Raw genomic sequence first — 13,322 nt, forward strand, 5'->3', positions numbered from 1 at the left:
TGAGGAACACTCGCGACCGCCGATGAGTTTGACCAAGCGTGCCGGTCTGTATCGGTGACACCCATCCAGTCCGTGCCGGCGGCCTTGCTGCGAGGCGACGGTGACCGAGGACCCAGCGAGGTACTGCCATGTCAGATGCGATTCAGGAACGACCGGCCGTGCGAGCGGGGCGCACACCGGCCGTGGTGCGGCTGCTGGTGCTGGCCACGTTCGTGGTGATCCTCAACGAGACCATCATGATCAACGCCATTCCCCGGCTGATGGACTCCCTGAATGTCACCGAGCAGTCGGCACAGTGGGTCTCCACCGCGTTCATGCTGACGATGGCCGCCGTGATTCCGATCACCGGCTGGTTCCTGCAGCGGGTCACCACGCGCCAGGCGTACGCGACCGCGATGGGGGTGTTCCTCGCGGGGACCGCTCTGTCCGCCGTCGCGCCGACCTTCGAGGTGCTGCTGCTGGGCCGAATCGTGCAGGCCGCGGGCACGGCCGTGATGATGCCGTTGCTGATGACCACCCTGATGATCGTCGTGCCGCAGCACGATCGCGGCAGGGTGATGGGCAACGTCACCCTGGCGATCTCGGTGGCGCCCGCGCTCGGGCCCACCGTGTCCGGACTGATACTGCAGTTCGGTTCCTGGCGCCTGCTGTTCGTGGTCGTGCTGCCCATCGCGGCACTGGTGGGCTGGTCCGGGCTCCGCAAGCTGGACAACATCGGTGAGCCGCAGGTGAGTTCCATCGACTGGTTCAGCGTCAGCACGGCCGCACTCGGTTTCGGCGGCCTGGTGTTCGGCCTGAGCAGGTTCGGGGAGGCCGACGGCCAGATCGGGATCGGTATCGGCGTCGTCGTCGCCGGGCTGGCGGCCATCGCCGTGTTCGCGGTCCGTCAGCTCACGCTGCAGCGCAAGGGTGTGCCGCTGATGGACCTGCGCACTCTCGGGTACCGCACCTACGCGCTGGCGCTGACCCTCATGGCGATCGCGTTCATGGCGATGCTCGGATCGATGATCCTGCTGCCCCTGTACCTGCAGAACCTGCGTGGGCTCAGTCCGCTCGAAACGGGCCTGCTGGTCATGCCGGGCGGCCTGGCCATGGGCCTGCTGGGACCGACCGTCGGCAAGTTGTTCGACCGCTTCGGCAGCAAGCCGCTCGTGCTCCCCGGCTCGATCGGCGTGGTGCTGGCCCTGGGCGGATTCACCCAGATCTCGATGACGACCTCCTACTGGCAGGTCCTGGGGCTGTACGCGCTGCTCATGGTGAGCCTGGCAGCGACGTTCACCCCTGTCTTCACCCTCGGCATGGGCGCGCTCCCGCAGCACCTGTACTCGCACGGCAGCTCGATGCTCGGAACACTGCAGCAACTCGCCGCGGCGTTCGGTACGGCACTGGTGGTGACCGTGATGTCCGCGCGTTCCGGCCACCTGGTCGCCGACGGCGTCGCTGCCGCGCCGGCGCAGTTGAGCGGGATGAAGCTGGCGTTCGCCGTCGGAGCAGGAATCGCCCTGGCGATGGTCGCGGTTGCGCTGCTGCTACGCGGGGCGGATGAGGCCGGCGCCGCCGAGGACGGCGAGGACGACGACGCCGGGCAACCCGCCAGCGGAGACACGGACGAGGAGGAGTTCGTCGCCGCCGCCGAGACGTGACCGAAGGGCGCCGGACAGTCGTGACAGGTCAACGGCTGCCCAGGCGCCCGCGAATCGGCGCTCGCCTATGCGGCTTTCGTTGTCAACTGCTGAGCTCGCAGTCGTTCGTCGATGTCCGGGATCCAGAAGCAGATCTCGAGTATTCGCAGGTCCGCCCATCGGTGCATCTTCCGCGACTGGAGCAACGACGCGATGGCCATGAGTGACAGCGTCAAGAGTGCGAGGCAGGCGATGAGCCAGCGTCCGCCGGTGAACACTTCCACAGCCGCTACTCCCGCGCCGAGCACGAATGTCGCGCCGATTCCGCGGATCATCAGCCCACTCGCCCTGAGCCGGTCGATTTCGGCGACGAGTTCCCGTTCGTGTAAGGATATGGCCGCCAGGAGGATGGCCCGGTCGGCATCGACGAAGGACCTTCCCACGGCGGCCGGGACTCGGCCGACGAACTCGGTACGAGCATCGGCGCCACTGGGCAGTTCCCGCCGGCGAACCATGCGTCGCAGAATGGCGTTGATCCCCTCGCCGACATGGCCGAGGACGTAGGACACCACGACGACACCGATCACCAGGACGAGCGTGTTCGACCTGCCGAGCAGTTGGACGTCGACCAGACCGAACCGCCAAGCCAAATAGGTGAACAGTGACAGGTAGGACAAGCCAGGAACCGTGTAGGTGAAAAGGTCGAAGATCCCCACGGCGAACGTCATGTCCTGTCGCCTCCCGCGATACCGATCGACCGCCCGTGCACGATCTCACCCTAGATGCGGCCCGCGTGCTCCGGGCGCCGCGGTCGCCGGTGCCGCACAACCATCCAATCAGGACGACGAACGCTCCAACTGCCGTAGGTCAGCAGGGCGCTCGGCGGGATCAGCCTGCTGAGCGGTAGGCCGTCCCACTGGCGTTGGCGCGGGCGTCGTCGTAGAGGCCGGTGGGTGCGGTCGCGGTGGACAGGGTGAACCAGGCGTAGCGCTCGACGAACGGAAGCCCCTGGAGCATGGCGGTCGAGTTCTTGACAAAGGCGACCTGCTCTTCCTCCGTCGGATAGCGCGGTGTGCCGTGGGTGAAGTCGATAAGTGCGTATTCGGTGAGCCAGATCGGCTTGCCGTATCGCTCGTGGACGGCCCGCAGGTATCCCCGGAGGTGGTCGACCGCGGCCGGGGAGAAGTCGCTGCCGTACCAGTGCAGGGGAATGAAGTCCACCCGGGAACCACGGGCGGCGGCACCACTCATGAACCGGTCGAGCCAGCCGCCGGGCTGGTCGCCGCCGAAGGCGACCGCGGGAGCGCCGAGGCGCATCCCCGTCGACTCGAGTTGGGGCCACAGCGTGAGAGCCTGCTCGACCGACATATTCGCCTGTCCGGCCATGTCCGGTTCGTTGAATCCCAGGAGGGTGGTGCCGAGCGACTTGGCCCTCTCCAACTGCTGGGGGGTTACCGAACCAGAGCCCCAGATCATCGGCACGAACTCGGTATCGCCCGGCTTTGCGACGCCCTGCGGATCAGCGGCCCAGTTGTAGAACCAGTCGACACGTACGTCGCGAAGGGCTTCGTTCACCCCGGCGACGGTGTTCACGCTGACCCCCTTCTTGCCGGCCAGGGCTTCGGTGGAGGCGGCCGAGGAGCACAACGCGAGGGTGTTGAGCAGCGCCAGCACGGTCACCGCGAGCCCGCGGACGAATGAAGTCATGGTGCCTCCGGCTGGTCGGGTGCGGGAGTTCGTACGATCGCGAGCTCACGCCGGCCGGAGATTCCGAGTTTGCGATAGACGCTAGACAGGTGGAATTCGACGGTTCGCAGGGTCAGGCGCTGTTGTTCGGCGATGCGGCGGTTGCTCAGCCCGGCCCGCGCGAGTTCCGCGATCTTGCATTCCTGTGTGGTCAGACGGGTCCTGGCCTGCTGGGTCAGCCGGTGCAGTGTCGCCTTCGCCTGGTCGGACCATCTTCGGTAGCCGTACTTCGCGGCGTGGTCGCCGACGGTCCGCAGCACCGCTCGGGCTTCCCCGTACCGGCGAGCGGAGCTGAGGAACTGGGCGTAGTCGTAGCGCGCCCGCAGAAACTCCCCCCTCGCCGGGCAGTCGGCGAGGATGTCGGCGGCTTCGCGCACGTCGTCGGGTGTCCGACCCACCACCACGGCACAGGCGTGGGTCGCCACACCCACCGTCCGCGTGTCGGACCATCGTCGAGCCAGCATCAGTTCCCGGTTGGCGAGAACCACCGCCAGCCTGCGCCGTCCCGTGGCGTCCGCGCACAGCGCGGCCTGCGACCGCCACGGAATGACGGCGGGATTGCGGACCCCGGCCGCGGTGAGCAGGCTTCCACTGGCGAGGAACGCCGCCCGGGCTATGTCGTGGCGCTGAGCCGCCAGTTCCAGGCTGCCCAGTGCGGCGAACAGTTCCGGCGCGTCGGCGAAGTCGGGTGCGGAAGGGTGGTAACTGTCTTTCAGCATCAGGCTGTGGGCCTCGTCGAGGTCGCCGAGGTCGATCGAGGCGGCTACCTGCCAGGCCGTCAGCAGATCGCGCAGTGGTGGATGGACGTTGCGGTCGGCCACACCGCGCAGGAGATCCGCGGCCGTCGCCGGGTCGCCGTGCAGCCAGGCCAGTCGCCCCCGCAGTGCGGTCACGCACTCCCGGTACACCTCGTCCGCGTCCGGGTGGGGAGTAGCCGCGGCGCGATCACAGTGCTGTGCGGCGAGATCCGTCGCACCGGCGTGGAAGAGGGCCAGAACGGCGCACCAGAAGGACAGCAGGTCGCGTCCGTCCGGAGCCTGGAGGACGAACACGGCATCCCGGACGACATCCGCTCGATCGCTGCCCTGGTTCGCCAGCATGACGGCGCGCAGGGCACAGGCCCGCTCCGGTGATGGTGCACCGGCCATGGCGGCGAGGGCGATGCCGCCGGGCACGTACGGCAAAGCCGTGGTGTCCGGCACGCTGGTGCCGACCTGATCGAACATCCGTGTCCGGAGTTCGTCCCGGGAGCGGAGGCCGAGTTTCCGGTAGATCTGGGACAGGTGGCACTCCACCGTGCGGACCGCGAGGAACTGCTTCGCGGCGATGTCGCGGTTGCTGTAACCCACGGCTGCCAGACTCGCGATTCGCATTTCATTGCGCGTGAGTTCTGCCTCGGGCGGCGTGCTGAGCTGCGCGAGCTCGGCCTCGGCCCGTGCGGTGCGGTGGAGGTTCCCGGAGCGCCGGAACTGGGCGACAGCCTTGTTGAACTGTTCGCGGGCGAAGGCCTGCTGGCCATTGTGTACGAGCTTTCTGCCGAACCCGTAGGAGATCTCGCCGAGTTCGAACCCCGCTCCGGCAGTCTCGAGGAGTTCCGTGGACTCGCTGAGCAACTCGATCTCGTTCTCGGCGCCGGTGACGACGGCGAGGGTGGCCAGCGCCAGCCCGATGGTCCGCGGCTCGCCCCAGAGCAGGGCAGCGTTGTGGTCCTTTTCCGCGAGCTCGGTCGCCAGCCGCGCGTTGCCCATGAGATGGGCACACCAGGCCGCCCTGCGCCGCCAGGGCGAGCTCGCGGGGTTGAGCACGCCCCGCCGGAGCAGTTTCTGCCCGCAGGCCAGCAGATCGGCCAGCGCCGCACCGAAGTCGCCTGCGGCCATGGTGATCGCCCCGCGGGCACACAGCAGCTCAGGTCTTCGAGGTGGTTCCCGGCCTCGCCGATCCACGCCATGCTCGGTCAGCACGGCCCGCGCGGCGACCGGCTCGCCCCGATCGCGGAGTAGTTCTGTGGTTTCGGCGACGACGGTTGGCCTGAGTGCCGGATCGCTGACCGTTGTGTGCAGTGACTCGTACAGGTTCCATGCGGTGTCCAGGTCGCCAAGGCGGCGGGCCGTCCGGCCGCGAACGAGGGTGAGGCGGTCGGTGAAGGAGCTGTCCGGGCGGCCGAGGTGTTCCAGGTGTGTCACGGCGTCGTTCGCGATGACCAGTTCACCGGCGAGCACGAGTCCGGTCAGTGCGTCGAAGACACAGTCGGCGTTGCGGAGGCAGCGCGAGTCGGACAGCGCCCGTTCGGCCTGCCGGACGGCGTGGGGGAGGTGTTTGCCTGCGTTCGTCAATGTCATCGCCAGAGTGGACGGGCACTGAGTCGCCGGTGCTGATGCGACTGCGCGACTGCGCCAGACGTGCGACGGCGTCGCCATGGACTGCTTCGGCACATGGCGAGCATAAGCATGGCAACGAGTGCGTCAACCGGCTCGGCGCAAGCCTGTCTCGCTTTGTCGTGCGGAACCCGACGAAAGTTCTGTGGTCGGACCGTGAAGACCGGAAAGGCACAGGCGGGCCAAAGTCGATGGCGAGCACCAAGCAGCCCAGGAGGCGGAAAATGCGCAGGATCTTGTCCGCGGCGCTGGCCCTGATGACGGTCGCGGCCGCACTGTCCGGAAATGCCGTCAGCACCGGCACGGCGACGGCGGCGGCCGATCACACTGTCACCTTCGTCAACCGTTCCGGTGAACCGATCTGGATCGGCAGCGCGGTCAACGCCGACGGATCGCGAAATCTCACCGGGCTGCCCATGTTGCACGACAGCCAGCAGGCGACCGTCACCATCCCCGAGTCCGGTGACCCGGCCTACTGGCGTGGCAAGTTCTTCGCCCGCCAGGGCTGTACCGGCAGCCCCGGCAGCACGTTCCACTGTGTGGTCGGGGACTGCGGGAACCTGGCCGACCGGTGTGTCACGGGCGAGCAGCCGGCGAGTCTGGCGGAGTTCAACTTCGACCGCAACGACGGGCTGGCTCCCTGGTACAACGTCAGCTACGTCAACGCCGTGTCCCTGCCGATCACCATCGAGCCTCGCGACGCCAGGGTGCCGCCGGACTCCACCGAGTGCGAGGATGTCGGCTGCTCGAACCGGTTGCTGGAAGTCTGTCCGCCCGAGAACCTGACCAGGGACGGAACCGGTAGGGCGATTTTGTGTACCAGTCCCAACCGGGACGCCAGGACTCCGTACAGCGATGCCGTCGCGAGTCGCTGCCCGAAGGCCTACTCCTGGTCCAAACACGACACCGAGCCGGGAAACCAGGTCGTGCGGCAGTGCCGGGAGTGCAGCGGTTTCACCGTGACGTTCCATCGCGGAATCTGACCGAAATGGTCTAGACAATAATCAGACGTCAACCCAAGCTCTGTTGGGCACGTCGTACTCCCGGACCCCACCCATAAGGAGTTCTGATGCGTCGAACGCTACTTTCGCTGGCCGCAACGGCCTGTCTTGCGCTCACCGCCATCACCACCGGAACCGCCATCGGCACCGCTGGTGCCGCCATGTCCCCGGGGCTCGTCTCGGCGATGCAACGCGATCTCGGCCTCACGGTGGCGGAGGCACGCACCCGGCTGGCCGACGAAGCCGTTGCCAGCCGGGTGCTGCCCGCCGCGCAGCAGGCGGCGGGTGCCGCGTTCGGCGGTGCCTGGTTCGATCCTGCCCTTGGCAAGCTCGTCGTCGGCCTTACCGATTCCGCGGTGGCGGAATCGGTGGAGAGGACCGGTGCGGTGACAGCACCAGCCGAGATCAGCGCCGCACGGCTGGATGCGGTCAAGGCCGCGATCGATGCCGGTGTCGAGCAGGCTCCGGCGCCGGCAGCGATCAGTGGCTGGCGTGCCGATCACCGGCTCGGCAGTGTGGTGGTCACTGTCCAGGATGGAGCATCGGGTGCCGAGTTGGACGCGTTTCTCGCCCGTGCCCGCGCGGCCGGGCCGGTGACCGTGGAGACCGGGCCGAAGCCGGTGTCCCTCGCGGCCGGTACGGTCGGTGGTGATCCCTTCTATATCAACGGGAACGTACGGTGTTCGATCGGGTTCTCGGTGCACGGCGGCTTCGTGACGGCGGGCCACTGTGGTCGCGCCGGTAGTTCGGTGACCGGCTGGGACGGCTCGGCGATGGGCTCGTTCCGCGGTTCCTCGTTCCCCGGCGACGACTATGCCTTCGTCGGCATCGGCCACGGCTGGTGGACCGAGCCGGTGGTGCTCGGCTGGGGCACGGTGAGCGACGCGCTGGTCCGCGGTTCGTGGGTGGCACCGGTCGGCACCTCGGTGTGCCGGTCCGGATCGACGACGCACTGGCACTGCGGCACCGTGCTGGCGCACAACGAGACGGTGAACTACGCCGAGGGCGCGGTGCATCAGATGACCAAGACGAGTGTCTGTGCGGAGCCAGGAGACTCCGGCGGTTCGTTCATCACCGGTGACCAGGCTCAGGGAGTCACGTCCGGCGGCTGGGGCAACTGCGGTTCCGGCGGCGAGACCTGGTTCCAGCCGGTGAACGAGATTCTGCAGACGTACGGGTTGTCCCTGGTGACCGCGTGATCGTCGCCGGGTCACGCCGGGCGCGAAATTGTGCGCACGACGTGACCCGGCGGGTCAACCATCGCGTGTGCGGTCACGCCGGACCCTTTCGTCGCCGCGCAGCACCACACCATGCATCCGGCTGGCCGTCTCGCCCGGCTCCACACCCAGGTCGTCCACCAGGCGATTGCGTAGCCGGACGAACACCGCGAGAGCGTCGGACTGTCTACCGCTGTCGAAGAGGGCGCGCATCGAGAGCGTGGCCAGTGGCTCGCTGTGTGGGTGTGCCGACGTCAGTGCGGACAGTTCGTCGATCACCTCGCCGTGCCGGCCCAGCCGCAGTTGCCAGTCGAGCTTCTGGAACACCAACGTCATCCTGCGCTCGTTGAGCCGTCGCCGTTCCCCTTCCGCGAACGGGCCCGGCAGACCGGTCAGCGGTTCGCCCCGGAACAGTTCGAGTGCGCCGGTGTACAGGCCCACCGCGGTGCCGAGATCGCCTCCGTCGCGGGCAACGCGCGCTTCGGCGGTGATCTCGGTCAACCGTGTCGAGTCCACCTGGACACCGCGGCTGGCGAACCGGTAACCACCCCGCTCCCGGCCGATGACCGCGTCCCAGGGATCATCGTCGCGTCGCAGGCACTTGCGTATCCGGTACACGTACACGGGCACCACCTCCGCGGCCGGATGTTCCAGCCCCCAGACCGCGTCGAGCAACCCTCGTCGGCTGACGGTCACGTCCGGGCGCAGCACCAGCGCGGCCAGCAAGGCCTGCTGGCGAACCGGCCCGAGGTCGATCCGCTCCTGGCCACGCCATGCCCGTAGGGGGCCGAGTACCGACAGCCGAAGCCGGGGGACCGTGTCCGCAGGAAACGAGTTCTGAACCGGGGTGGCGGCGTCGTCGAAGGCGCAGACGATGGCGCTGGCCCAGTCGCTCAGACCGAGGCGATTGATGATCCGCCATAGGCGGGCCTGCACGCTGGTCTCGGAAACGGCCAGCGAGGCGGCGATCTCGGCGGGGCTCAGACCACGGCCGACCGCGCACAGCACCTCCTGTTCGCGCGCGGTGAGTGGTTCCGGGGGAGCGCAGGTGGAGCCAAGGCGGGCTCCCCGCCGGTTTCTGGCAAGGACGCGCGCCGCGTCGATCAGCTCGTCGCCCGGATGTTTCGGAGCGGGAACGGCGCCTCTCCCGAGCATCGAACCGGTGGACATCTCGCCATCCCTTCCGCACGTGGCTACCTGCTCGTGGCCTGCCTGATGCTGGCGTTCGAGCTGGTGCCGGGACCAGGTCAGGCACCGGCCATCGATGGCCGGTGCCCGTACCGGGAATCCGAGAATCGGCCAGGCATACCGGCGTGACGAGCAAGGCCTCGCACTTTCCCGGAAAAGTGCGGTCCGGGGGAGGCCCGGCAAAGGCGGTCCGCGTCGGTACTGCCGCCACCCCGGTCTTCACGCCCCGGCAACACCGCCCTCGACGTCCTGTAGTCCATGGCGTCCCGCGGACCGCCGGAGCCGCCGCCCTTCCGGAATCACCAGCGGTGTCGAGGTGATCGGGTCAGGAACGATCACTGCCTCCAGGTCGAAGACCGCACGGACGAGCTCGGCGGTGACGACCTCCGACGGGCTGCCCTCGGCGTGGATCCGGCCGTCGCGCATCGCGACGATGCGGTGGGCGTAGCGGCATGCCTCGTTGAGCTCGTGCAGCACCATGACGATGGTCCGGGAGCGCGTCTCGTTCAGCTCGGCGAGCAGATCCAGCACGTCCACCCGGTGTGCGAGGTCGAGGTACGTCGTCGGTTCGTCGAGCAGCAGGATGTCGGTCTCCTGCGCGAGGGCCATGGCGATCCAGGCCCGTTGCCGCTGCCCGCCGGAGAGCTCGTCCACCGGCCGGTGCCGCAACGCCGTCGTGTTGGTCATGGCCAGTGCGGACTCCACAGCGGCCTCGTCTTCCTCACTCCACTGTCGGAAGAACCGTTGATACGGAAACCGGCCCCGCGCGACGAGGTCTTCCAACGTGATCCCGTCCGGCGCCGACGGCGACTGCGGTAGCAGCCCCAGCCGGGTGGCGACCTCTTTGGTCGGCAGGGTCGCGATCTTCTGGCCGTCGAGGTGCACCACCCCGCGACGCGGTTCGAGCAGCCGGGCGAGCGCGCGCAACAGTGTGGACTTCCCGCAGGCATTGGGTCCACACAGCACGGTGATCTGTCCGCTGTGGATCTGCAGGGACAGATCGGACACGATGAGATCGGTGCCCTTGTAACCCAGATCGAGCGACTCGGTGTGCAAACGACTGACAAAGGTCATGGCGATTCCGAACTCATGAGCGATTCGTACGGGCCAACAGGAACAGGAAGTACGGTGCACCGACGGCCGCCGTGAGGACACCGACCGGCAGCGCGACGGGAAACGCATGCTGCGCGACGAGATCGGCTGCTGACAGCATGCACGCCCCGATGGCGCCGGCAAGGAGAAGGACCCCACCGGTGGCCGGGCCGGCGAGCATCCTTGCGATGTGCGGACTGATCAACGCGATGAAGCCGATCGGACCGGCGGCCGCCACCGCGAGTGCCGCGAGCCCGGCGCCGACGACCAGCAACGCGGCACGCGCGTACTCGGCACGCACCCCGAGCGCTCGCGCCGCGTCGTCGCCGAACTGCAGGATTCCCGCGTGGCGGATGAACCACAGGCCCGCCGGAAGCAACACCGCAAGTCCGAGCGCGAGAACGATGACATCGCCCCACTCCGAGCCGTGCAATGTTCCGGCCTGCCACCACACCGCGAGTGAGACCCGGTCCACCGGATACCGGACGATGAGCAGCGTCGTGAGCGCACCCGCTATCGCGTTGATCCCGATACCGACGAGCACGAGGCGCGTACCCGACACTCCCGATCGCCAGGTCAGCGCATAGACGACGAAGGCGGTGACCGTCGCCCCGATGAACGCCCCCAGCGGAATCACCGCGGTGGGCAACGCCGTGACGATGGCGAAGACGACCACCAATCCGGCGCCGTTGTTCACGCCGATGACATCCGGAGACGCCAGTGGGTTGCGCACCAGGGCTTGGAAGATCGCGCCGGAGACACCGAGCACACCGCCCACGAGTGCCGCCGTCATCGCCCGTGGAAGGCGTACCGAGTTCACGATGAAGTCGTGGCCGGATTCGGCGGGGGCGCCTGCCGCCGCCCGCAGGACTTCGGACAGCGCAAGCTCGGTCGAGCCCAGCGTCAACGCCCACATGGTCGTGGCCAGAGCGGCGCTGACCGCCGCGATCACCAGTATCAGCGTGCGGACGCTGATCCGCGTGCTGATCGGGACGCGAACCAGCCGCACGGGAATCCGCCCCGCACGGCGCCGGGCGGACTTGCGATCCACGGCACCACTCGTCATACGCTCGCCACTTTCCTGCGCCGAACGAGCCAGATGAGCAGGGGGGCGCCCAGCACCGCGGTCACGATTCCGACCTGGACCTCGGAAGGACGGGCGATGATCCGGCCGGCGACATCGGCGACGAGCAGCAGAACCGGCCCGAGCAGCACGCCGTATGCCAGTATCCAGCGGTAGTCCGGCCCGACCAGCGCGCGTGCGATGTGCGGTACCGCGAGCCCGACGAAGCCGATCGGCCCCGCCGCGGCGACCGCCGCACCCGCGAGCACCACGACGATGGCGCCGCAGCTGATCCGCACGCGGACGGTCCGCTGCCCCAGGGCCGAGGCCATCTGCTCGCCCAGGCTCAGTGCGTTGAGCTGACGAGAGACGAGCAGGCCCGCGGCGAGACCGGTCAGCAACAGCGGCGCGGTGAGCGCGAGCACCGTGTCGCCACGCCCCGCGAGCGATCCGGCCAGCCAGAACCGGACCTCGTCCAGGGTTCGCTGGTCGAAGACCAGCACGAGTGTGGTCCAGGCGTGCAGCAACATCGTGACCACCACGCCGGCGAGGGCGAGCTTGACCGGCGACGTCGCCGAACGGGCTGTCCCACCCAGCAGGTACACGACGACGACGGAGAGGGCCGCTCCCGCGAAGGCGAACCACACGTACCCGGTAGGGCTGACGACTCCGAACAGGTGAACGGCGCCGACGACGCCGAAGGCCGCCCCCGCGTTGATGCCGAGGATGCCGGGTTCGGCGAGCGGGTTCCGCGTCACCGCCTGCATCAGGCCACCGGCGACCGCGAGAGCTGCTCCGACCCCGAGTCCGATGAGCGTGCGTGGCAGCCGCATCTCGCGGACGATGAGGTGCTCATTCGAGCCGTCGAAGGCGAACACCGCCTCGAACACCGTGCCCACCGGCAGTGGGACCGAACCGAGCGCGAGGCTGGCGCAACACGCCGCCAGCAACAGGCACGCGGCACCGGCCATTCCCGCGACTCGCCACTGACTGGCGAGCAGGACCCCGCGCTGCCGGTCGCGCGGTGGCGCCGCGGCCGGAGCAGGCGTCACTCGAACGCTTCCTCGAGATCATCGAGGACGGCTTGGGCGGCGATGTAGTTGTTGGCGATCCATGTCTTGTAGTCGACCGGATGGACCTGGTCGTTGCGCACGGCTTCGAGGTTGCCCCACAAGGGGTTCTGACGTGCCCGCTCGAGGAGGTTGGGCTTGTCCTCGTCGCCGTCGGCGATGGTGTAGGCGAACATCGCGTCGCCGTCGGCTTCAGGCAAGCGTTCCAGACTGATCGGGACGAATCCGGAGCCTTCTTCCGCTACGTCCTGCGCTGCGGGCCGGGAAAACCCGACGTCCGCGACGATCTGGCCGGCAAACGAGTTGCGCACCTCGAGGCGGAGCTCTTCGGTGTGGAAGCGGACAACGGACACTTCGGTTCCGCCCGGATCGCCTACCGCCTCAGCGACCTCCGCGACCCGCGCGTCGTACTCGGCCACGGCCTCGTCGGCCTTGTCCCGCAGCTGCAGCACCTCGGCCACGTCGGTCAGATGCTGCTTCCAACCGCTGGACCCAGGCCACCGCAGCACCACGGTGGGGGCGATTCCGGACAGTTGGTCGTATACCTCCTCGTGCAGGTCGGTGGCGATGATGAGGTCAGGCGAGACCCCCGCGACCTTCTCGAGATCCAGCTCCTGTGAGTGGCCGACGTGCTTCATCTGCCCGATGTCGTAGCCCTCGGGGACATCCACGCCGTGGATGGGTTCCTCGTTGAACGCGTAGCCGACGGGCGGCTCGTCCAGCGCCACCATCGCGGACAGCGTCGGTGCCCACAAGGTCACGACCCGCTGCGGGGCGGCGGGGATCTGCGTCTCCCCCTTGACGTGCTGAACCGTTCGGGTGTTTCCCGCACCCTCGCCGTCGTCGGCTTGGCCGGAGCAGGCGGCCAGTGGGAGCAGAGCAACCAGAAAAAGGCCGATCGATCGGCGCATGCGGCAAGCCTTTCGTCCTCGTCGACAACGCCTCCCA

Annotated in this window: 11 protein-coding genes; 3 read left to right on the forward strand and 8 right to left on the reverse strand. The window is 68.3% G+C overall.

Going from position 1 to position 13,322, the window contains the following annotated elements:
- The first annotated feature begins 128 nt into the window (after positions 1-128).
- The gene (locus tag BM199_RS17570) at positions 129-1,643 is read left to right on the forward strand and encodes an MDR family MFS transporter (protein WP_091674343.1); all 1,515 of its coding nucleotides are present in this window, start codon (positions 129-131) and stop codon (positions 1,641-1,643) included.
- Between the two features lie 65 nt (positions 1,644-1,708).
- Here BM199_RS17570 and BM199_RS17575 read toward each other — a convergent pair whose 3' ends face one another.
- From BM199_RS17575 to BM199_RS17585, 3 genes are all read right to left on the reverse strand, one after another.
- Positions 1,709-2,350, reverse strand: a complete 642-nt coding sequence (locus BM199_RS17575; protein WP_091674344.1) for a hypothetical protein — start codon at positions 2,348-2,350, stop codon at positions 1,709-1,711.
- Between the two features lie 160 nt (positions 2,351-2,510).
- Positions 2,511-3,329: a glycoside hydrolase family protein gene (locus tag BM199_RS17580; protein WP_091674345.1), complete on the reverse strand. Its 819-nt coding sequence runs from the start codon at positions 3,327-3,329 to the stop codon at positions 2,511-2,513.
- Positions 3,326-5,707: a helix-turn-helix domain-containing protein gene (locus BM199_RS17585; protein ID WP_177242665.1), complete on the reverse strand. Its 2,382-nt coding sequence runs from the start codon at positions 5,705-5,707 to the stop codon at positions 3,326-3,328. Before BM199_RS17585 ends, BM199_RS17580 begins: the two co-directional genes overlap by 4 nt.
- 260 nt (positions 5,708-5,967) lie before the next feature.
- On the opposite strand from BM199_RS17585, the gene BM199_RS17590 reads away from it, so the two are divergent.
- On the forward strand, positions 5,968-6,726 hold the full coding sequence (locus tag BM199_RS17590) for a thaumatin family protein (protein ID WP_091674347.1): 759 nt from the start codon (positions 5,968-5,970) through the stop codon (positions 6,724-6,726).
- 86 nt (positions 6,727-6,812) lie between these two features.
- Positions 6,813-7,943, forward strand: coding sequence for a S1 family peptidase (locus BM199_RS17595; protein WP_091674348.1), 1,131 nt, complete (start codon positions 6,813-6,815; stop codon positions 7,941-7,943).
- Positions 7,944-7,997: 54 nt separating this feature from the next.
- Here BM199_RS17595 and BM199_RS17600 read toward each other — a convergent pair whose 3' ends face one another.
- The 5 genes from BM199_RS17600 to BM199_RS17620 all read right to left on the reverse strand — a co-directional run bounded on the left by BM199_RS17600 (position 7,998) and on the right by BM199_RS17620 (position 13,285).
- On the reverse strand, positions 7,998-9,131 hold the full coding sequence (locus tag BM199_RS17600) for a BTAD domain-containing putative transcriptional regulator (RefSeq protein ID WP_091674349.1): 1,134 nt from the start codon (positions 9,129-9,131) through the stop codon (positions 7,998-8,000).
- Positions 9,132-9,368: 237 nt separating this feature from the next.
- The gene (locus BM199_RS17605) at positions 9,369-10,223 is read right to left on the reverse strand and encodes an ABC transporter ATP-binding protein (protein WP_091674350.1); all 855 of its coding nucleotides are present in this window, start codon (positions 10,221-10,223) and stop codon (positions 9,369-9,371) included.
- 13 nt (positions 10,224-10,236) lie between these two features.
- Positions 10,237-11,292, reverse strand: a complete 1,056-nt coding sequence (locus tag BM199_RS17610; protein ID WP_218160356.1) for a FecCD family ABC transporter permease — start codon at positions 11,290-11,292, stop codon at positions 10,237-10,239.
- An 11-nt stretch (positions 11,293-11,303) separates the two neighbouring features.
- Positions 11,304-12,356: a FecCD family ABC transporter permease gene (locus BM199_RS17615; protein ID WP_245788427.1), complete on the reverse strand. Its 1,053-nt coding sequence runs from the start codon at positions 12,354-12,356 to the stop codon at positions 11,304-11,306.
- Entirely contained in the window at positions 12,353-13,285 is a 933-nt protein-coding gene (locus BM199_RS17620) for an ABC transporter substrate-binding protein (RefSeq protein ID WP_091674352.1), read from the reverse strand. Before BM199_RS17620 ends, BM199_RS17615 begins: the two co-directional genes overlap by 4 nt.
- Between the last annotated feature and the right edge of the window lie 37 nt (positions 13,286-13,322).

Origin of the sequence: Amycolatopsis marina, from assembly GCF_900111885.1 — a bacterium.
Taxonomy (GTDB): Bacteria; Actinomycetota; Actinomycetes; order Mycobacteriales; family Pseudonocardiaceae; genus Amycolatopsis; species Amycolatopsis marina.